This is a genomic window from uncultured Flavobacterium sp. (genome assembly GCF_951805225.1).
In the GTDB taxonomy this organism is placed as follows: domain Bacteria; phylum Bacteroidota; class Bacteroidia; order Flavobacteriales; family Flavobacteriaceae; genus Flavobacterium.
The window spans coordinates 4,363,098-4,387,405 of sequence record NZ_OX638201.1 but is presented as its reverse complement, the minus strand read 5'-3'; the positions used below and the strand labels follow the sequence as shown (position 1 = coordinate 4,387,405).

Below are 24,308 nucleotides of genomic sequence, written 5' to 3'. Positions count from 1 at the left end.
TATGATTAGGCAATAGTGATTTATGGGACATGGGAGGGTTGGTTTTTTTAGAGTTGGTTATAGATTTAAAGCCATTGTTTGAGTAAGTCTTTAAATGATTTGATGTTTTTTAATAGTTATAATTCAGTTTTAGGGTTTATATTACATACAAAAATCCGGCAGCTTTCACTGTCGGATTTTACATATATAATCGTAGGTTTAATTAAATATGATTTTTTTTGTTATAACATAGTCGTTGTCTAAAGTAACTTTTACCAATAAAACCTGAGTGCTTGATTGTAGGTTTTCTATTTGTAGTTCAGCCGTATCAACTTTCTTTTTATTATAAAGAAGTTTTCCGGAGATATCATAAATAGCAACTTCTTTGATGTTTTCTTTAGTAGAAGTTACTTTGATCGTTTTGTCTTTTACAGAAACTAAAAGATCATTTTCGGTGCTTTCAAAATCTCCTGTTCCAAGAGTTTTCTTGATATAAGAAATTGTAAAACGATCCGCAAAAGTTCCTATCGCAGTTGTAAATGTATAATCACCTGCTTTTAAGTCTGTAATTTTTCCTGTTGTTCTGTCTTCAAGATATACGCCCTGACTATTGAAAAATCCGTCAAGATGATCGATCGAAATAGTAAAATCGCCTGCAACTGTAGTTTTATATCCTAATGGAATTCTATCAGTATCTTCAAATGGTAAAGCACGACCCTGAATACTCAATTTTGTTGCATCATTAATACTATAGAAATCTACAAAAGTATTCCCGTTAAATGCGACTGCATCATAATTAACATCCCATTCGTTTGTTGCTCCTTCGATGTAGCCAACTAAAACTTGTTTGAAAGCGCCTTTAGTATTGGTAAGATTTAACCAAATACGATTTTTTTCAAGCTCCTCTGTTTTTGTTGTTTTGAAGAATTCAGTATTACCTCCTTTTATTCGCATATCATTTGTAAACTTAACAACACCTGGTGCTGAAGCCTTCATAAAGAAAGACTGGCAAGAAGCTATTTTTCCTGATGGTGCAGGTTCGTAAGTTCCGTCAGGTCTTTTTGCACCTGTAGAAGTTGAACCTGATAAAGTAAAGACCGCATAATCATTACTAGTATAATCATAAGTACCACCTGCTGAAGGTGTGTTACTTGGTGGAGTATTGTGTGTCCAGAAGTATAGTGCTCCAACATCTACAGATGGTGTAGCATTGTGATTTATAGATATAAATTTCTGTGCATCTATTGCTGATGGATAAGGGTTTCCTATTAAACTATATTTTGCAGCATAAAGCGGAACTGAATAATCTCCGTTATTTGGAATACCTGTAAAAACTGCAGGATAAACTGCACCATCTGTAAGTGAGAAACTTTGTGGCGCTCTCACTACATAACCTATAGCAGGTTTCATTTCTTTTTTTCCATTTAAATCGATATCCCATGCTCCTACTGACGAATCATAACTTTGATATTTGTCTAATAACGTATTTGGAGATAAGTCATGCATTGTATAAATAGGTGTTCTCGTTATAGGTGCTGACCAATAGGTATAATCATAGCGACGAACAAGATCTGTGTTTCTTTTTACCTGAAAAGATTCTGAGGTACCTTGGTAAGCATTTGCCGCCGTACTAGTTTGTAGTAACGAACCTCCATCTTCTATTAGAAGTTTTCCGCCAGCTCCTACAGTTAAAGTTTCATTAACCGTTAGTGTTTTGTTTAATGGAACAGTAAGTGTTACTCCGGGATTTACAGTACAAGAACAAACTTCAATATCTGATTGAAGCGTTGTATTGCTCGAAATTGTAATTGCTGATGTGTTTGTTGGAGGAGCTCCGACACCGTTATAAATAACTGGAACCGAAACAAAATTAACAGTCATTTTTGCATCTCCGCCATCTTCGCGTAGACGAACTTCAACTTTTGAATCTTTGTTTAAAGCAAAAACTTCTCCGCTATTGATGTATTGTGGTGCAGTTTTATTAGTTCCTATTGGAAATTTCAATGTTCCATTAACATAGATCTGAACATCGTCATCATAATTTGCAAGCTGAATTTGGTAGTTTCCACATGGAAAACCCTGACGTCTGTGAGACGTTGTAAAATAGTCAACAGGCATTGGAGCTCCTTGATATCCGGCAGCAACCGATGGTGATTTGTCTGCAGCCCAAGAATTTGGTGTAACAATGTTTAGACTAGAATCAACATAATTACCTGCATAAACAGTTTGAGTCAAGTCCAGATTGTTTTTGGTAAAACCATAAACATTCCATGTATTAATACCGTAAGGCAAATTAACATTATCACCTTTAATTTGACCATAAGAAAAAGTCGCACGTGCAGCACCGGCATTTTCATAATATTCAAAAACGAATTCGTGATCTCCAGCTGCTAACGTTATTAAAGCTGCGTCTATAATGAAACTGTGATCATTCCAGCGTGTTAATACCTGAGTTCCGTCGATATATAGACGTGCTCCATCGTCACCTCCAATTGAGAAATTAAAGATTCCAGCTACTGTTGTTACTTTCATTTTGTAACGCACGAAGAAAGTATCTGCCGGTGCAGGACCACAAAGGTTAATTGTAGCACCACTTATTACACCATTGCCTACATTTCTATCAAATATTGAAGCTTCTGTAACTGTTCCAAGGTAAGTAGTTGCATCATTTCCTGGCAACGATGCTAGTGCTGGATTTGGCGGATTTGCTGAAGTCCATTTATAAACATATCCTATCCATGAGTTAGTACCAAATGCAAGTTGATCACCTAGAGGAGTACAAGTTTTAACTTCAAATGCACCCATATATGGCTTGATACGTATTGTACCATCAATATCAGTTACGATATTAGAGATTGGATCTCCTTTTAGTACATTATTTGCAACGTCAGTCGTGTTTAAACGATAAGTAGACGTGAAAACTGGTGAAGTTCCTACAGAGTTTGCATCTTTAATAGTTTTCCAATCAGCTAGTTTATATGGAGTATCTACATAACGAACAATATTATTTGCATTACCGGATGTAACAAAGAAACTATTGTAATTACTGGTTAGATTAGTATTTGACATACGTGTATACAACGCATATTGTGTTCCTGATGTACGACTATTGTAGAAAATATTGTTTTTTAAATCTACAGATGCAGCAGATTGAATATAAACACATGATGAACGTCCATTTGCTTGTGTCGAAGGAATCATTGCAATTGTATTATAATACAATTTATTAATTCCGTTTTTTATATAAATTCCATGGCCTTTATAGTTGATATTACTATCACTGTCATCATTTGCCTGCGTATAAATATTGCTTATAATATTGTTGTAAATAGTAGTAGTACTGGTTGCGGCATTGTCAATAAATATACCTGCTGTGTTACTGCCATTTGATTGTTGCGTGTTGTTTACGTTATTGATTATATTATTGTAAATCGTTCCTCCGGTACTTGTTCCTAAAACAGAAAGACCAGCGGCAGTTCTTGCGTTGTTATTGGAGTATTTTGTGATTCCGGAAATAGTATTACCCGAAACAGTATATCCGTTAATATTATTTAAATAGATACCCACAGAAGGCTGAATGTCGATATTACTGGAGCCTATAGTATTTTTTGAAACAGTCCAGTTGCTACCACCTTCTACAAAAACTGGTTGCTTTGTTTCGGTGAAAATTACGTTTGAAACTGTGTTGTTAGAATTATTACCAGAACTACCAATTGTGTTACCACCAGAGAAAATACCTGCTGAAAATACATCTACAGTTTTGTCTATAATTGTCATTCGAATAGATAAATTTCTAAAAATATTGTTATTGGCATCATTGTAAAGCCAAATTCCTAATCGATTGTCATTAGCTCCTGTGGTATAACTGTTGTATAAAGTTAAGTTGTTGTCGCCACCAGTATTATTTCCGTCTATTATGATATTGTCAGCTCCATTTAAAGCTATTAATGCGCCACTACCAATACTTCCTGTAATACTAACTGTTTTTGTATTATTCGGTTTTATGGTTACTGTATTTGTTGCGCTAGTACCAGTGAATTGATTAATAGTAAGTTGTGAAGTAACAGTTTGGTTTTCATCAATCAGGAAAGTTACTGGTCCGCTCACACCAAGAGCGTTCAAAGCATTGATTGCTTCAGTTATATTTGGAAATTTTGCGTCAGATGCGCTTCCAATTTTATAGGGTCCGTTTAACGGAGATGGTATAGTGTTTACAGTACCCATAATTTTTAAGGTATTGTTATCCATTATTTTCCAATTACCGTTTCCGTTATAAGCATAAAATCTTAGATAAATTTTCTCACCAGGATTTACTACAATTCCTAAATTTAGAAGTGATACTGCAATGTTAGAATTGTATGGATTAGCATTTGTTTCTGTTGCAATAGTTACCGGGCTCGAAAAATCAGTTTGTTTAGAATATCTGATTTGATAAGCTTTCATATCTCCTTTATAGCTGAAATAAAGCCTGTCAAGTGTAATTTTTCCGTCAAGAATAGGATTTATCGTTACTTGAAAATATTTAAGAGGATCAAGACTCGCTCCGGTTGGCCATCCAGTACCAATAATTCCATCATAAGATGGTGTTGGACCAGTTGTTAGTCCCGAACCGGTAAAGTAACTGGCGCTTATATAATTGTTTAAGATTGTTGGTTTCAGATCCAACGAACCTGTCCATCGTACAAAGTCGGTTTGGGCAATTCCAAAAAAAGGTAACAATAAAAATAAAAGTAGAGTTTTCTTCATGTTAAATGTTTTCTATCAGAATGTTATGTGAGCATAGGAATTTTTTGCCCACGCAAAGATAGATACATCTACGTGTTGGATATCGGAATGGTTTTTAGAAGAACGATATAGTCGATGAAATGTTAAAATAATCGTTGAAATGCACTATGAAATTCATCAAATTATGTTATTTCTTATAAATTGACTTTTTTAAATATAAGAAAAATCGTAAAATTGACTTTAAAATTTAGTTTTTTTTGGGTATTTAGTTAGAAAAAAGGGATTTATTGTGCAGATTGTGCAAAAAACGGAAAATTTGTGATAGATGATTTTTCTGATAAAATTGCTGTTTTAGTCGTTTGTCAGATAGGGAATATTTTGAACGTCGGATTTCAGAATTTCAAATAAATTATCTTGTGGAATTTTACATTTTAGAATAGATTTTTGTAGCAACAGCCATAAGAAAAAATGAAACTATGAATTTTGCTCCAATTCTTTTACTCGGTCATAAACTAAAAAACTTTCGAAACCACGTCTTAACATATAATCGCAGAATTTTTTTCTCTTTTTCAATACATCTTTTTCTCTTAAGTTTTCCCAACATCTTTCTGATAATTGCTGAAAAGTAGTGTCGTATTCTTCAGGAGATATTTCTTTTAAAGCTATTTTAATATTTGTCGCTGAAATTTGCCTTGCTTTTAGTTCATTTGTTATTCTGATAGTTCCCCATTGTTTAATTCTGTGTTTACCTCTGGCAAAACTGCAAGCAAAACGAGTCTCGTTCAAAAAGTTACTTTCGATTAACTGAACTATGATTTGTTCTGATTCATCATTGGTCATTTTTAAGCTGTATAATTTCGTAACAACCTCTGCGTGACAGCGCTCCTGATAGGCACAAAAGTGCTCGAGTTTAAGTAAGGCTTCTTTGGGAGTGCAGAATGGTTTCATGAGTTTTTTCTTTCTTTTTAACTAATTGTTCTAAAAATAGTCATTTTGTTGTTAAAATTGTACGTCTTTTTTTGCTTTTTCTTAAAAATAATGTTTGCTAAAATGTTGTGTATGTGTGGAATTATAATATTTTTGTACGAGATTTTTATAAGTTTTAATATGTCTAAAAAACAGGATTTTAGCTTTAATTTTTCAGTTTAAAAGCCAAATTTAAAGTATTGTTTTAAAAATGCATTGCTGTTTTATTTCTTTTAACGCCAAAAACTAATATTAATACCACGCCTATATGATTCGAAAACTACTTTATTTCGTTCGTTCTTTATTTTATTTTACCCAAAACAATTGCGATATTGTTTTTTTTGACCGTAAGAAAGTTTCTTCTTCCGGAATGCAATTTTCTCATTTGCTTTTTGTGGGGCTATTTACTTTTTTATCTGTGAATTTTGTGGGTGCACAAGCAGCATCAAGTACTTGGGCTCTGACATCAATTCCTGCGGCAAATCCAACGGTGGCTGGTAATATATCGGCGACTGCAATAACATGGGGAACAGGGATTAATACTCCCGCTTATTCAGCAGGGGCAGGGATTTCAACTTCCGGCTGGATACAGAGTTCGACCAGAGTATTAGATGAGTATTATGAATTTAAAGTTACTCCAACTGCCGGTAATATTTTTAATGTTAGCGCTATAAATTTTGAGCATAGTAGATCTTCAACGAATTTAAATGTACAGGTCTATTATTCGACAGATGATTTTGTTACTACTTCTACGGCTGTCAGTGGTGCTTTTACTTCTAGTAGTTCAACCCCAGCAGCTAATAATAATGCGGTTACTATACCTTTAGACGGAACTACTTTGACAGTTCGTATTTATGCTTGGAGTAATTCTTCAACAGCTCGTAACTTGAGAATAAGAAACTTTGTTATTAGTGGTACAACTTGTGGAAAAGCTGGTGCAGCAGGAACAATATCTGGTTCTGGGACTGTTTGTCAGGGACAAAATTCTGTAGCATATTCAGTTCCTGCAATTACAAATGCTACTGGATATACTTGGACTTTACCTACTGGCGCTACAATTGCCACGGGAAATAATACAAATTCTATAACAGTTAATTATTCTTCTACAGCAACTTCAGGAAATGTAACCGTAAAAGGAACAAATTCATGTGGAAGCGGGAGTGGTACGGTTTCTTCAAATTTTCCAGTTACAGTAAATCAATTACCAACAACATCAAATGCAGGGCCCGATCAATATAAGAATACTCCATTTACATTAGCGGCCAATACACCAACAGTTGGAACAGGAGTGTGGTCAATAGCTAGTGGTCCAAATCTTTCAACAGGTCAGTTTAGTGATGTTTCTAATCCAACGGCTACATTTACGCCTTCTGGAGCAGGAACATGGGCGTTGAACTGGACTATAAGTAATGGTTGTGGGACATCGACAGATCAGGTTCTTATTTCTAATTGTTCAGGAAATTTAATTACTAATGGTGATTTTAGTAATGGAGCTACTGGCTGGACACCAGCTATTAATTCAAAAGGTTCTGCTAGTTCTACTTCTTATGTTGAAGTTTTGAGCGAAAGTGTCTATTTCTCTAATAGCAATAATGATAATACAGCAGAATTAGATAAGGAGGCTTCTCTAGGGCAAACTGTAACAGTCATTCCGAATGTTCAGTACACACTAAGTTTTCTTTATGCTCGTAGACCTGGGTCTCCCGCCACTGTAGCGGTCGATGTTAGAGTATATGAAGGTGGATCAATTACAGCAACACGAAATATAACTACGACGGACACTAATAATACACCTCAAGTAGGTACTTTAACGTTTACGCCAACAAGTTCTTCAATAGTGCTTGAATTTTATAACTCATTAGGAGGAACAAGTACTCTGGGGTCTATTGTAGATAATATAGTTTTAATTCCAGCGACACAGGTGGTTCCCATCGCGGTAACAAATCCTAAAGGGAGCTATAAAACATTAACTGCTTGTTCAGGTGCACCTGTTCAATTAGATGTAGATAACATTTCTGCTTCAGGTGTAACTTATGTTTGGTCAGGATCCGCTGCAGCTACCTTTTCTTCAACGACTATTAAAAATCCTACGGTAACATTTTCGAGTTCAGGAGTTATTGAACAAGTAACAGTAGTTGCAACTACAGCAGGGGGATGTTCAGGTACTCCTTCTAGTACATTTGTAAATGTAACTGCTCTTCCAACAGTTAATCCTGGAGGTGCATTAGCCGCTATCTGTCAAGGAGCTACTTCAGCAGCAATGGGCGGATCAGTAGGTGGTGGTGCTACTAGTGGAACATGGTCAGGCGGAGCAGGAACATGGACAAACGCAACAAATGCATCTACCGCAACATATAAAGCAGGTGCCTCAGAATCTGGTAGTATCACATTAACATTAACAACAGTTGGAGCAACATGTGTAGCAACAGCCACTAAAACAATAACTGTAAATCCAAATCCGACAGCAAATGCAGGAAGCGCGTTGACGGCTATTTGTCAAGGAGCTACTTCAGCGGCAATGGGTGGATCAATAGGAGGAGGTGCTACAAGCGGAGTATGGACAGGTGGAGCAGGAAGCTGGGCAAATGCAAACAATCCATCAACTGCTACTTATACAGCAGGTGCATCGGAATCCGGCAGTATCACATTAACATTAACAACAAGTGGAGGTTCATGTGGATCAACAACGGCCACTAAAACAATAACGGTAAATCCAAATCCGACAGCAAATGCAGGAGGTGCATTGACAGCTATTTGTCAAGGAGCTACTTCAGCAGCAATGGGCGGATCAATAGGTGGTAGTGCCACTACCGGAATATGGACAGGTGGGGCAGGAAGCTGGACAAATGCAAACAATCCATCAACTGCTACCTATACAGCAAGTACATCGGAATCAGGTAGTATCACATTAACATTAACAACAAGTGGAGGTTCATGTGGACCAAAAACAGCCACTAAAACAATAACGGTAAATCCAAATCCGACAGCAAATGCAGGAAGCGCATTGACAGCTATTTGTCAAGGAGCTACTTCAGCAGCAATGGGTGGATCAATAGGAGGAGGTGCCACTAGTGGAATATGGACAGGCGGAGCAGGAAGCTGGACAAATGCAAACAATCCATCAACTGCTGCCTATACAGCAGGTGCGTCAGAATCTGGTAGCATCACATTAACATTAACAACAAGTGGAGGATCATGCGGATCAACAACAGCCACTAAAACAATAACGGTAAATACAAATCCGACAGCAAATGCGGGAGGTGCTTTGACAGCTATTTGCCAAGGAGCTACTTCAGCGGCAATGGGGGGATCAATAGGAGGTAGTGCCACTAGCGGAATATGGACAGGTGGAGCAGGAAGCTGGACAAATGCAAACAATCCATCAACTGCTACTTATACAGCAGGTGCCTCGGAATCCGGCAGTATCACATTAACATTAACAACAAGTGGAGGTTCATGTGGACCAAAAACAGCTACTAAAACAATAACAGTAAACCCAAATCCGACAGCAAATGCGGGAAGTGCATTGACAGCTATTTGTCAAGGAGCTACTTCATCAGCAATGGGAGGATCAGTAGGTGGTGGTGCCACTAGTGGAATATGGACAGGTGGAGCAGGAAGCTGGACAAATGCAAACAATCCATCAACTGCTACGTATACCGCAAGTGCATCGGAATCTGGAAGTATCACATTAACATTAACAACAAGTGGAGGATCATGTGCATCAACAACAGCCACTAAAACAATAACGGTAAATCCAAATCCGACAGCAAATGCAGGAGGTGCATTGACGGCTATTTGTCAAGGAGCTACTTCAGCGGCAATGGGCGGATCAGTAGGTGGTGGTGCAACTAGCGGGACATGGTCAGGCGGAGCAGGAAGCTGGACAAATGCAAACAATCCATCAACTGCTACCTATACAGCTGGCGCTTCAGAATCTGGTAGTATCACATTAACATTAACAACAAGTGGAGGATCATGTGGATCAACCACAGCCACTAAAACAATAACGGTAAATCCAAATCCTACAGCAAATGCGGGAGGTGCTTTGACAGCTATTTGTCAAGGGGCTACTTCAGCGGCAATGGGCGGATCAGTAGGTGGTGGTGCAACTAGCGGGACATGGTCAGGCGGAGCAGGAACATGGACAAACGCAACAAATGCATCTACGGCAACATATAAAGCAGGTGCATCGGAATCCGGTAGTATCACATTAACATTAACAACAAGTGGAGGATCATGCGGATCAACAACAGCCACTAAAACAATAACGGTAAATCCAAATCCGACAGCAAATGCAGGAAGTGCATTGACGGCTATCTGTCAAGGAGCTACTTCAGCGGCAATGGGTGGATCAATAGGTGGAGGTGCCACTAGTGGAATATGGACAGGCGGAGCAGGAAGCTGGACAAATGCAAACAATCCATCAACTGCTACCTATACAGCTGGGGCATCGGAATCCGGTAGTATCACATTAACATTAACAACAAGTGGAGGATCATGCGGATCAACAACAGCCACTAAAACAATAACGGTAAATACAAATCCTACAGCAAATGCGGGAGGTGCTTTGACAGCTATTTGCCAAGGAGCTACTTCAGCGGCAATGGGGGGATCAATAGGAGGTAGTGCCACTAGCGGAATATGGACAGGTGGAGCAGGAAGCTGGACAAATGCAAACAATCCATCAACTGCTACTTATACAGCAAGTGCATCGGAATCCGGCAGTATCACATTAACATTAACAACAAGTGGAGGTTCATGTGGACCAAAAACAGCTACTAAAACAATAACTGTAAACCCAAATCCGACAGCAAATGCGGGAAGTGCATTGACAGCTATTTGTCAAGGAGCTACTTCAGCAACAATGGGCGGATCAGTAGGTGGTGGTGCCACTAGTGGAGTATGGACAGGTGGAGCAGGAAGCTGGACAAATGCAAACAATCCATCAACAGCTACCTATACAGCTGGCGCTTCAGAATCCGGTAGTATCACATTAACATTAACAACAAGTGGAGGATCATGTGGATCAACAACGGCCACTAAAACAATAACAGTAAATCCAAATCCGACAGCAAATGCGGGAGGTGCATTGACGGCTATTTGTCAAGGAGCTACTTCAGCAGCAATGGGCGGATCAGTAGGTGGTGGTGCCACTAGTGGAGTATGGACAGGTGGAGCAGGAAGCTGGACAAATGCAAACAATCCATCAACTGCTACCTATACAGCTGGCGCTTCAGAATCTGGTAGTATCACATTAACATTAACAACAAGTGGAGGATCATGTGGATCAACAACAGCCACTAAAACAATAACGGTAAATCCAAATCCGACAGCAAGTGCGGGGGGTGCTTTGACAGCTATTTGTCAAGGAGCTACTTCAGCAGCAATGGGTGGATCAATAGGTGGAGGTGCCACTAGCGGAACATGGACAGGTGGAGCAGGAACATGGACAAATGCAAACAATCCATCAACTGCGACTTACACAGCAAGTGCATCGGAATCCGGCAGTATCACATTAACACTAACAACAAGTGGAGGTTCATGCGGACCAAAAACAGCCACTAAAACAATAACGGTAAATCCAAATCCAAAAGCAAATGCAGGAGGTGCTTTGACAGCTATTTGTCAAGGAGCTATTTCATCAGCAATGGGCGGATCAATAGGTGGTGGTGCCACTAGCGGAGTATGGACAGGCGGAGCAGGAAGCTGGACAAATGCAAACAATCCATCAACTGCTACTTATACAGCAGGTGCGTCAGAATCTGGTAGCATCACATTAACACTAACAACAAGTGGAGGATCATGTGGATCAATCACAGTCACTAAAACAATAACGGTAAACCCAAATTTATCAGCAGTTGCAATCACACCAAATGGTGGTCAGGCATTATGCCTAGTAGGTACAGGAACTACTTTAACAGTATCAGAAACTGGCGGAACTACAATAACGTCTCGTCAATGGGGTAAACGCTCAGTTTCTGGAGGAACAATTACGAATATATCTGGTCAAAACGCACAAACTTTTACTCCAACAGGAGCAAATTTAGGAGTTGGAGACTGGCTTATAGTTTGTACTTCAACACCATCATGCGGAAGTGCAATTGTTTCAAATGAAGTGTCAGTGAAAGTTTCACCAGATATTGTAGCAAGTGTTACCATATCAGCTTCACCTTCAGGAACGATTTGCAGTGGAACTTTAGTAACTTTTACAGCTACTCCTGTAAATGAAGGGACAGCTCCAACATATCAATGGTACAATGGATTAACTCCAGTTGGAACAGGTTTGTCGACTTATAGTAGCAGTACTTTAGCTAATGCTGATGATATTAAAGTTATAATGACTTCTAATGCAAGTCCTTGTTTAACAGGAAGTCCAGCTACGTCGAATACAATAACAATGTCCGTAAACACATTACCAGGAACTCCAAGTCCAGGAACTCCAACACAGCCAACATGTGCTTCACCAACAGGTGGTAGTGTTTTGTTAAGTAACTTACCGTCTTCTGGAACATGGACAATTACACAAAGTGGTTCAGCTCCAAATACATATAATGGAACAGGATCAACATACAATGTACAAAATCTTGCTGCGGGTAATTATACTTTTACTGTTGTAGGTGCAGCAAATAGTTGTAGCTCTTTGGCTTCTACAAATGTTGCAATAAATGCAGCTGTTTCTAAAGTATGGACAGGAAATGCAGATGGAAACTGGAGTAATCCTGCAAACTGGAATCCTGCGGTATTACCATCAGCTTCTGATTGTATCGTAATTCCGGATGTGGCGTCATTGCCAAATGCGCCAAGTGTGCAGGGAACTGGAGTTGTAGCAAACGCCTATACAATTACTGTAAATGACAATGCTTCATTAATAGTAAACAGTAAAAACACTCTAAGAGTAGTAGCTAGTGTAACTGTAGCGCCTTTAGGATCTTTAGTTTTTCTGGATCAATCTAGTTTAGTGCAAACAACAAATGCTACTAATACAGGAAATATTATTTATAATAGAAATACAGATTTAGTTCGTCGTTATGATTTCACTTATTGGGCAACACCAATAACAAATCCGGCACAACCTTATAAACTTAGTGATTTATCTCCAAATACTTTATTGGATAAATATAACAGTTATGATTCACCAACATCATCATGGGATATTAGTCTAAATGGAACAAGAGTAATGGTTCCTGCTATAGGATATACAGTGAGAGCACCGCAAAGTTTCTCACTTACTATTCCTGCAATTTATCCTGCTGTTTTTACAGGTATTCCTAATAACGGAGATTATTCAGCTCCGCTTTATGCTGCGAAATGGAGTTTAATAGGAAATCCTTATCCATCAGCAATTGATGCAGAGGAGTTTATTAATATTAATCATTTTGCATCACCATCTGTAGATGTTGGAGCACTATACTTTTGGACACACAATTCTCCTCCAAGCAGTACGCCTTCAGCGGGTGGTTCTTATGATTACACAAGTAATGATTATGCAGTCTTTACTTTATCTGGATCAACAAGAACAGGTGCAAAACGACCTGACGGAACTTACGATCCTGCACCAACAGGTCAAATTGCAGCTTGCCAGTCTTTCTTTATGAAAGCCTCAGCGCCTGGAATTGTCAAGTTCACAAACGATATGCGAATTGATGGAGGAAATGATCAATTTTACAAAACAACTAAATCAAAAGCGATCGAGAAAAATCGTTTATGGTTAAATCTTACTAGTAATCAAGGAGCTTTTAAACAAATTTTGGTTGGTTATATCGAAGGAGCAACAAATGAATGGGATGTTAATTATGATGCCACTGCAAATAATGGTAATACTTTTGTAGATTTCTACAGTATTAATGAAGCAACAAAATTGAGCATTCAAGGTCGTGCTTTACCATTTACAGATACTGACCGAATTCCGTTAGGATATAAAACGACAGTTGCTGGCGATTTCGTTATTTCAATTGATCATGCAGACGGATTTTTTAATAATCAGTTAGTATATCTGGAAGATAGAACAACCGGGAAAATTACAGACTTAAAAGCTGGTGATTATACGTTTACAACCGCGATAGGAACTTTTGCTGATCGTTTTACAATTTCTTATATCAAGAAAACTCTTGGAACAGGAGATTTTGAAAATCTTGAAAACAGTGTTTTCGTTTCTGTAAAAGATAAAGCAATAAAAGTAACTTCTACTAAAGAAACTATTAAAGAAGTTACGATTTATGATATCAACGGACAACTTCTTTATAATAAAAAGAAAGTTGATACGGCTGAATTGCAAATATCAAGTTTACAATCAAGCAATCAGGTGTTATTAGTAAAAGTTACTTTAGACAACGATTTTACTACAACTAAAAAAATTATATTTCAATAAATGATGTAGAGATTAATACGTCTTTATGATTTTAAATTATCTAAATCCATTCCGTTTTTCGGAATGGATTTTTTTTTGATCCAATATAAAATTTAACCAAAAGTGGGTATTGTCGCTATCAAAAAAGAATTTTAAATTTCGGTTTATTCTTACAAATAGTAACCGCCTGAAATTTTAGATTTTGATTAGAAAATTATTTTGTTCTTTGATTTTAATTAGTTCAACATTTAACTCGCAAATCTCTGCCCAACAAGGCAAAGTCGACAGTACTTTTAACACATTCGATAATGGTCTAAGTGGAGATGGTTTCGACAATACAGTTCGGACTTTATCGCTACAATCAGATAAAAATCTAATAGTTGGAGGAGATTATTTAAGCCTTAACGGAATACCAAGTACTTATTTAACCCGATTAAAACCAGACGGAATTATTGACCCAAGTTTTAATACAGGAACTAGTTTTAATGGTAAAGTTTATACAACGGAAATTCAGCCTGACGGAAAAATATTAGTTGGCGGAAGTTTTACATCTTACAACGGAGTAAGTTCAGGAAGGTTAATTCGGCTAAATAAAGACGGAACACACGATACTTCTTTTAATACCTTGATTGCAGCAACAACAGGTATTATATATAATATCTGTCTACAACCTGATGGCAAAATTATTATTGTGGGCAGTTTTACAAAATACAATAATATTACAGTAAACCGAATTGCGCGTTTACTTCCAAATGGAGCCTTAGATCCTACATTTATTATTGGTGCCGGTTCGTCAGTAATTATTTCAAATGCCAGAGTTTTAACCAACGGAAAAATTCTGATTTGTGGAAATTTTTCAGAATTCAATGGCGTTTCAAAAAATAAAGTTGCCCGTTTAAATTATGACGGAAACATAGACGAAACCTTTAATATAGGAACTGGTTTTAACGATGATATCGATGCTATAGCAGTTCAGCAGGATGGTAAAATTATTCTGGGCGGAAGCTTCACAACTTATAATGGTGTTACAGCAAATAGAATCATACGTATAAACGAAGATGGCGCCATAGACAATACTTTTTTATCTGGTTCTGGCATAAACGGAGGAGCTGTTCAAACAATTAAAATAGATTCTTTAGGGCAAATAATGGTCGGAGGATCTTTTAGTGGTTTATATAATGGAAAGGCAATTAATAGAGTTTTTCTTTTAAATTCTAATGGAACTTTAAATTCAGATTTTGATATAGATTCAGGACCAGGTTCAGGTTCAGGCTCAGTTTTAGCATTAATGAATGACTCAAATGGTTCTTGGTATATTGGAGGCTCCTTTTTAACTTTTGACGGTCAAAATCAAGGAAGATTAGTAAAAGTTAATTCAGACGGAGAACACGATAGTAGTTATTTGTCGGCTGGAGTTGGTTTTGATAATTCAGTCCAAAAAGTTTTACCATTAGAAAATAATAAAGCAATGATTTTTGGAAATTTCACCAAATTTAATGGCGCTACTATTTTTAGAATCGCCCGACTTTTAGAAAACGGAATGATCGATCCTTCTTTTAATTCCGATAAATCAGGAGCAAATAATCTCATAAAATCTGCGGTACAACAATCAGACGGGAAAATAGTTATTGGAGGAAATTTTACAAAGTATAATGATATAGTATACAATCGAATTACCCGAATTTTTCCTGATGGAACAATTGATAATACATTTAATATAGGTTCTGGATTCAACAGCCAAATATATGCAATGGCAATTCAGGAAGATGGAAAAGTAATTGTTGCAGGCAATTTTGTTTCCTATAACGGAATAACTGGCGTTGGACGAATAATTAGATTATTACCAAATGGTTCTCGAGATAATAGCTTTAACGTTGGTCTTGGTGCAGACGCTATTATTGAAACAATTTTGATTCAGCCTGACGGAAAAATTTTGGTAGGCGGAAGATTTGATAAATTCAACGGGAATACTTTCGCTCGTTTAGTCCGCTTAAATACTGACGGAAGTATAGATTCCGGTTTTAAAATTGGAGATAGTTTCGATAAAAATGTATATGCAATTGCACTACAATCTGATCAGAAAATAATCATTGGAGGTTCTTTTTTAAGCTATAATAAAGTTGCACAAAAACGAATACTTCGGCTAAATTCCAATGGTGATTTAGATACTACATTTGATTCTGGAGCAGGTTTTAATAAAGGAGAAGTTCGCAGTATTTTAGTTCAGCCCGATGATAAGATTTTGGTTGGAGGAACTTTCTCAGGAACCTACAAAGCTTTACTTTCTCAGCGTTTAATACGGTTATCGAAAAATGGCGATAATGATGATTCCTTTAATGCACCTTTAAATAATACTCTTTTTGCAATGAGTTTTACCTCAGATTATCGCTTATTAATTGGAGGGAATTTCAATTCAGTTTCAGGGATTTCCAAACATAGAATTGCACGTTTGAAACTCTGTGTTGACTCAACAATATGGAATGGCATTTCATGGAATAATGGACTTCCTTCAGTTGGAAAAGAAGTGTTTTTTAAAGAAAATTTTCCCTCTTTGACAACAGAAAATGTTTGTAATTGTTCTATTGACGAAGGAAAAATGGTAACATTATTAAGTGGAAATACTTTAGGAATTGAATTTTCATATACAGGTTTAGGAACTTTAGTTTTGGAAGATTCAGCAAGTTTATATCAGTCAGATGATGAAATGATAAATACAGGAATTATTCATTTTAAAAGAAAGACAAGCCCAGTATTAAGGTATGATTTTACGTATTGGTCTTCTCCGGTCGAAAATCAAAAACTTGTCGATGTTTCTCCAAATACGTTGTCTGATAAGTATCAATCTTATGATGGTTTAGAAAAAATATGGAAGTACGAACAACCTTCAAATATTATGATTGTTGGTAAAGGATATGTAATTAGAGCACCGCAGGATTTTTCAATTACAGAGCGATCTGTCTTTGAAGCAACTTTTAAAGGAATTCCAAATAACGGAAAAATTGAAGTCGATTTAGGAATGAAAGATAGTTATAACTTAATTGGAAATCCATATCCATCAGCAGTTGATGCGAATGTTTTCTTGACTAAAAATGACTTAAAAATAAAAGGCGCGCTTTATTTCTGGACTCATAATACACCAATGACAAATCTAAAATATACAGGTGACGATTATGCAACTTATAATTTGCTTGGAGGTGTTAGCACAGTTGCAACATCTTTGGGAGTTACTACCACTGAACCAAATGGTACAATAGCAGCAGGACAATCTTTTTTTCTACAAAGTAAAGATTTAGGAATTGCCACATTTACTAATGAAATGAGGTTAAAAGGAAGAAATGTGAGTTTCTATAAGCCGGCAAGTCGCAATAAAATATCGGATCAAAATACGACTGAAAAACATAGATTTTGGTTGAATCTGAGAAATAATGAAGGTGCATTTAAACAAATTTTGCTCGGTTACATAAATGATGCAACTAACGGATTCGATGATAAGTATGATGCTTTAAGTATGAACGCAAATCAGTATGTTGATTTTTATAGTATTATCGAAAACAAAAAATTAGTGATTCAAGGACGTGCTTTGCCTTTTTCAGAAAAAGATTCAATTGTATTAGGCTTTAAAGTGGGAATTGCAGGTAATTTTAATTTTAGCATTGATCATAAAGACGGAATTTTTGAAGAAACAAATGTTTTTATTGAAGATAAAGATTTAAAAATCATCCATAATTTATCCGAATCTCCTTATTCTTTTAATTCATCAATTGGAACTTTTAACGATCGGTTTATACTAAAATTTACGGATAAAACACTTGGAGTTGATAAATTTGAGGCTCAGACCAATGACGTTATAGTTTGGAAAAAAGATAAAATGATTTTTATTACTTCCAAAAATCAGAACCTAAAGGAAGTTGCTGCTTTTGATATTTCAGGAAATAGAATTTATACAAAAGAAAAAATAGATACCAATAAATTAACCATTCAGAATTTATTTTTTGGACATCAAATTTTACTTGTAAAAGTGACTTTAGAAAATGGAAATTCAGTAACAAAAAAAGTATCGTTTTAAGAAAAAGTTTTTCAAAATATTTATGATCCATTCTGCAAAACGGAATGGATTTTTTATGCAAAAAATTTTGGTCTTATGTATTTCTCAGACGTTTTTTGAGATGAAATTGTATCGGATTTTTCTAAATCAGGTAAGAAAATACTAAAAAGTTAAAAATTAGGATTTTATTTATTTGGATGAGCTACATTATTTAAATGACGAACTACATTAAAAAAAAAACTTTATGCGAAATTACTTAAAAATATGTAGTTTTTAAATTATAAGTATCTGTTTTTTAATAAGTTAAATAATATTTTGTAAATTGTTACTACACTTTATTTAACGGAATTTTACTATTACATTTTGTTAAAACTGCTCTCAGAAGTATTAAAAATGTAAACAAAAATATTTTTTTTTCGGGGCCCTTCTACCTATTTGCAACTACTGATTGTTTAATTTAAGTACCACACTAAATAAACAAAAAAGTACATCTTAATGACTACGGTCTGAACATAGAAATAAAAAGTAAATACGAATTTCACAAACTAACTTAAACATTAATATTAATGTCAATTTGTAAAATTTGAGTTCCAATTTTTCTATAATATTCGTGTTCATACGTTTCGTCTTAATCATTTCCTTTTTATTGTTCTGATTCGAAATTGCGGTATTTAAATAGTCTAAAAATGATTTTCACCTGAATCTGATTTTTTAATGATTTAAAACGCCTTGATATGAAAAGATCTTTACTTATTCCATTATTGATTTGTTTCCCTGTTTTTTTCTATGCACAAACTACAACCACATTTTCGGTCGCAGGTTCACAAACATTTGCTAGTCCTGCGGGAATAACTTCCATTAATGTACAAGCTTGGGGAGCTGGTGGTGCCGGAGGAGGTTCTACTAATCCCGGGTTTAGTGGTGCTAGAGGTGGTTCCGGAGGTGGTGGTGGAGCGTTTGCAAGTAACTCTTTGACGATAACATCCGGAGCTTTATTAACCGTAATTGTTGGAGCCGGAGGAAAAGGAGTTGCTGGAGCGAATGGAAATTTTGGTGGTTTTTCTGCTATTACCGGATTTTCGCTTAAAGCGGATGGAGGAAAAGGCGGGCTTGTAAATACAGGAAACCAACCTGTAGGAGGTTTAGGAGGTTCTAGTGCGGCATCTGTTGGAACAGCACCAATTTCAGGATTTCCGGGTCTTGCCGGAGAATCTGGTTTTGTTGATGATACCGGATCCGTTACTAGTTCAGGTGCAGGAGGAAACGCAGCAAATGGCGGAGGAACTGGAGGAACTGCAATTACTGGCGCTTTTGTAACCAATGCAGGTAATCCTGGTAATCCACCCGGAGGAGGTGGTAGCGGTGGTAGATCTTCTTTTTTACAAGCCGCTAGAGCAGGTGGAGATGGAGGAGACGGAAAAGTAATTATTTCTTATAATTGTCCAACTTATAGTGTGACAAGTACAGTAGCTTCTGCAGTAAATGTTTGTTCCGGAAGCTCTTCAGAAATTACTTTAACAGGTATTTTGCCTATTGGTCTTTATAAAGTTTCTTATGAAATACAGGGAGTCGCACAAACTCCTTCAGCAATGAATGTAACCACAGCCGGAACGGGATCTTTTATTGCTAGCGGTTTTACTGCTGTTGGTTCTAAGTTTATAAAAATTACTGCCTTAACTTCTGGATCAAGCACCGTAGCTTCTGAAAATTGTACTACACCAATTACGATAAATAACTTAGCAACAGTTGTAGTAAATTCATCTGGAACTGCTCCGGTGGCTTTGGCAGGAAGTGGTGCAACATGTACGCAAATAACTGCTAATTGGCAAGCTGTTTCAGGAGCAGCTTATTATGAATTAGATGTTTCTACAGATAATACTTTTGCCACTTTTGTGACAGGTTATAGCGCGCGTAATGTTGGTAATGTACTTACTATTAATATTACTGGTTTGGTAAATGATACTTACTATTATAGAGTAAGAGCTTATAATGGTACTTGCGTTAGTGCTAATTCTAATGTTATAACATATGCGACAACTGTAGCTCCTGCAACGCCAAATGCAAGTGCAGGTTCTGGAAGAACGTGTTCACAAATAACTGCAAATTGGGCAGCAGTATCAGGAGCAACCAGTTACTTTTTAGATGTATCTACGCAAAATGGCGCCAATTTTAATGCAAACATGTTAGTTGGTTATAATAATTTAAATGTTGGAAATGTTTTAACGAAAGACATTACAGGATTAGCTGTAAATACAAACTATTATTATAGAGTCAGAGCGACTAATAGTTGTGCTACAAGTGCAAGTTCTACTATTATTGCATACAGTACTTCAACGACTGCGGCTGCTGGAATTCCTGCAACACCTACTGCGAATACAGGAACAGGTCAAACATGTTCTCAGTTTACGGCTAATTGGTCTGCGGCTTTAAGAGCATCGAGTTATATTATAGATGTTTCCACTCAACCATCTGGAACTCCTTTCAATAATAATATATTACCCGCTTATAATGGTTTAAATGTTGGAAATGTGGTTAGTTTCGATGTAACTGGATTAAATGCGAGTACTACATATTATTACAGAGTCAGAGCGACTAATACTTGTGGTACTAGTGCTAATTCTAATATTATAACGTCTGGCACTATAACAGGAGGAGCAGGAACTCCAACTGTGCCTACAATAAATACAGCTACAGGACAAACATGCACGCAAATTACAATAAATTGGGCTTTAGCTACTCGGGCAACAAGTTATATTATAGATGTCTCCACCCAAGCATCTGGAACTGCTTTTACGAATAATATATTACCCGCTTACAATGGTTTAAATGTGGGTAACGTGCTTACAAAAAATATTACAGGATTATCGGCTAATACGATCTATTATTATAGAGTTCGGGCAACAAATAACTGTGGTACAAGTGCAAATTCTACAATAGCGAATACTTCAACTACACCTGTGCCTGCAGTTCCAGCTATTTCACCAACATCTAACACAATTTGTCAAACAGATGGTGTAAGCTTGAATGTAGTTAGTCCTAATACTTCATATACTTATGTTTGGTCTACTGGAGAAACGGGTACGTCAATATTTGCTACAGCAGCCGGCAGTTATACTGTAAAAGCAGTTAATTCCGGAGGATGTTCAAGTGCAGATTCTCCAGCTGCAACCGTGATAGTACAAGGTTTACCTACTGCAATTGCTGGCGGAAGTGCAACAATATGTTCTAATCAGTCTGTAACTGTATCGGGAGCATCGGCAACAAACGGAACTATAAAATGGACATTTAGCGGTGGTGCGGGAACCTTAACTGGTGATACCACATTGACACCAACTTATACTCCAGTTATGGGCGGAGCTGCGAGAACAGTTGTTTTAACAATGACAGTTACAAGTGTGAATGCTTGTATGCCACAAATTGCAACAGCAGCTTATACTATAAATATTCAGGCTGCTCCCACAGTGTCAATTTCAGGCACGCAAAGCACGTGTTCAAACGGATCAGTTACGCTTGCAAGCGGAGAAGCAAACGCTTCAAACGGAACCATTTTATGGACACATAATGGCGCTGGAACAATTTCGGCAGGAGCCACAACATTAACACCGACATATACTGCCGCCGCCGCCGATGCAGGAAAGCAGATCACATTAACAATGACTGTAACTGCTTCACCATCTTGCTCAGTTCCATATACAGTATCAGATATTTATCCGGTTATTGTCAACGCAGAAAACACCGTTACAGGAGCTTCTTCCTCTCCAATATTATGCAACAATACTTTGATGCCAAATATCACACATACGACTACAGGCGCAACAGGAATTGGTGCACCGTTAAATTTACCCACAGGAGTTTCTGCAATTTGGGCATCAAATACAATTACCATTAGTGGTACTCCAACACAGTCGGGAACTTTTAGTTATAGTATTCCTTTAACGGGAGGTTGTAGTGTAGTGAATGCCACGGGAACAATTGTTGTAAATTTAGATACAGTTGGTGCAGCGTCAACATCTCCAACAATTTGTTCTCATACTATAATGCCAAATATTACGCATACAACTACAGGAGCAACGGGAATTGGCGCTTCGGTAAATTTACCAACAGGAGTTTCTGCAAGTTGGTCATCCAATACAATTACGATAAGTGGTACTCCAACACAATCCGGAACTTTTAATTACAGTATTCCATTAACTGGAGGTTGCGGACCTGTTAGTGCGACGGGAACTATAGTTGTCAATCCTTTACCATCTACTCCAATATCCGGAACAATTATACAACCTACTTGCAGTAATCCAACCGGAAGTATTGTATTAAACGGTTTACTTTCTACACCAACATGGATTATTACTCAAACCGGAACTGTTTTGAGAACTTATTCGGCATCGGGAACCACTTATACAATTTCTAATTTATTACCCGGAAATTATAATTTTACGATCGAAGACGGAGTTAATTGTCCTTCTTTACCAACAATAAGTTTAGAGATTAAAGCACCAATTACAAATATTTGGAATGGAACAGTTTGGTCAAAAGGAGGAGTTCCATTAAATACAGACAGTGTTGAATTTTCCGCAGACTATCAATCAACCGGAGATTTAAATGTCTGTTCCTGTAAAATCGATTCCGGAAAAACTATAACCATAAATTCAGGACACACTTTAACAGTAGAAAAAGAACTAAATGTTGATTCAGGAGCTGGAACCAATTTGATATTTCTGAATAATGCCAGTTTGGTGCAAACAACAAATGCAGTTAATACAGGAAATATTATATATCATAGAGATACAGAACCTGTTCGCCGTTATGATTACACTTATTGGGCAACACCAATAACAAATCCTGCACAACCTTATACACTTCATGATTTGTCTCCAAATACATTATTAGACAAATATCAGAGCTATGATTCTGCAGCAGGAGCATGGGATATTAGTTTAAACGGAACAAGAATAATGGTTCCCGCAGTAGGCTACACAGTTAGAGCACCGCAATCTTTTTCGATTACTGTACCGGCAATTTATCAGGCGATTTTTGTAGGTGTTCCTAACAACGGAGATTATTCAGTTCCGCTTTTTGCAACAAAATGGAGTTTGATAGGAAATCCATATCCATCAGCAATAGATGCAGAAGATTTTATTAATATAAATCATTTCGATACGCCATCTGTAGATGTTGGAGCGTTATACTTTTGGACACACAATACTCCGCCAAGTAGCACGCCTTCTGCTGGTGGTTCTTATGACTACACCAGTGATGATTATGCTGTTTTTAGTTTGTCTGGAGGAATTTCAACAGGAGCAAGATTACCTGACGGAACTTATGAACCTGCACCATCAGGAAAAATAGCCGCCTGTCAGTCTTTCTTTATGAAAGCTTCAGGACCTGGTGTTGTTAAGTTTTCAAATGATATGCGAATAAGTGGAAACAATAGTGAGTTTTTCAAAACAACAAAAACACGAGCCATAGAAAAAAATCGTATATGGTTAAATCTTACTAACACTCAGGGAGCTTTCAAACAACTTTTAATTGGTTATATCGAAGGCGCATCGAATACTTGGGATATTAATTATGATGCAACTACTATGAATAGTAATAGTTTTATAGACTTTTATAGTATCAACGAAAGTAAAAAGTTAACTGTTCAGGGCCGAGCTTTACCGTTTCTAGATACTGATCAGGTTCCTTTAGGATATAAAACTACCATTGTAGGCGATTTCACTATTGCAATAGATCATGTTGACGGATTTTTTAACAATCAGGCAGTTTATTTAGAAGATAAAACAATGGGAAAAATTACAAACTTAAAAGCAGGTAATTATACCTTTACAACCGAAATAGGAACATTTACTGATCGTTTTACCATTAGTTATGTAGATAAAACCCTTGGAACTGGAGATTTTGAAAATGCTGAAAATGATGTTTTGGTATCAGTAAAAGATAAAATTATAAAAGTAACATCAACTAAAGAAGTACTTAGAGAAGTTATTCTGTTTGATGTTTCGGGAAAAATGCTTTATCATAAAAATAAAATAACAAATACGGAACTGACGATACCAAATTTGCAATCCGGAAATCAGGTTTTGTTGGTTAGGATTGTTTTAGAAAATGGGCATTCAACCTCCAGAAAGGTTCTGTTTTAGCGATAATATTTAAAGAAATAAGAAATCCATTTCGTTTTGCGGAGTGGATTTTTTTTGTGGAATAATTTTTCTTCAGAGCTTTTTGAGTATTAACATTCTTTTT

The 24,308-nt window shown here is 36.8% G+C and carries 5 protein-coding genes; 3 read left to right on the top strand and 2 right to left on the bottom strand.

What is annotated here, in order from left to right; all coding sequences use genetic code 11:
• Positions 1 to 198: 198 nt before the first annotated feature.
• Positions 199 to 4,725 carry a T9SS sorting signal type C domain-containing protein gene (locus tag WN975_RS18285; protein WP_337967749.1) on the bottom strand — a complete coding sequence of 1,509 codons (4,527 nt, stop codon included), beginning with the start codon at positions 4,723 to 4,725 and terminating at the stop codon, positions 199 to 201.
• 453 nt (positions 4,726 to 5,178) lie between these two features.
• A complete protein-coding gene (locus tag WN975_RS18280) occupies positions 5,179 to 5,652 on the bottom strand; it encodes a regulatory protein RecX (RefSeq protein WP_337967748.1) in 474 nt (157 codons plus the stop codon).
• A 286-nt stretch (positions 5,653 to 5,938) separates the two neighbouring features.
• On the opposite strand from WN975_RS18280, the gene WN975_RS18275 reads away from it, so the two are divergent.
• From WN975_RS18275 to WN975_RS18265, 3 genes are all read left to right on the top strand, one after another.
• On the top strand, positions 5,939 to 14,041 hold the full coding sequence (locus tag WN975_RS18275; protein WP_337967747.1) for a T9SS sorting signal type C domain-containing protein: 8,103 nt from the start codon (positions 5,939 to 5,941) through the stop codon (positions 14,039 to 14,041).
• Between the two features lie 181 nt (positions 14,042 to 14,222).
• Positions 14,223 to 18,086: a T9SS sorting signal type C domain-containing protein gene (locus WN975_RS18270; RefSeq protein WP_337967746.1), complete on the top strand. Its 3,864-nt coding sequence runs from the start codon at positions 14,223 to 14,225 to the stop codon at positions 18,084 to 18,086.
• 713 nt (positions 18,087 to 18,799) lie between these two features.
• Positions 18,800 to 24,205 (top strand): T9SS sorting signal type C domain-containing protein, encoded by a 5,406-nt coding sequence (locus tag WN975_RS18265; protein WP_337967745.1) that lies wholly within the window; start codon positions 18,800 to 18,802, stop codon positions 24,203 to 24,205.
• Positions 24,206 to 24,308 lie beyond the last annotated feature (103 nt).

Excerpts from the sequence above, each read along its gene's own strand:
- WN975_RS18285 (WP_337967749.1), bottom strand. The coding sequence starts at position 4,725 with ATGAAGAAAACTCTACTTTTATTTTTATTGTTACCTTTTTTTGGAATT.
- WN975_RS18280 (WP_337967748.1), bottom strand. The coding sequence starts at position 5,652 with ATGAAACCATTCTGCACTCCCAAAGAAGCCTTACTTAAACTCGAGCAC.
- WN975_RS18275 (WP_337967747.1), top strand. The coding sequence starts at position 5,939 with ATGATTCGAAAACTACTTTATTTCGTTCGTTCTTTATTTTATTTTACC.
- WN975_RS18265 (WP_337967745.1), top strand. The coding sequence starts at position 18,800 with ATGAAAAGATCTTTACTTATTCCATTATTGATTTGTTTCCCTGTTTTT.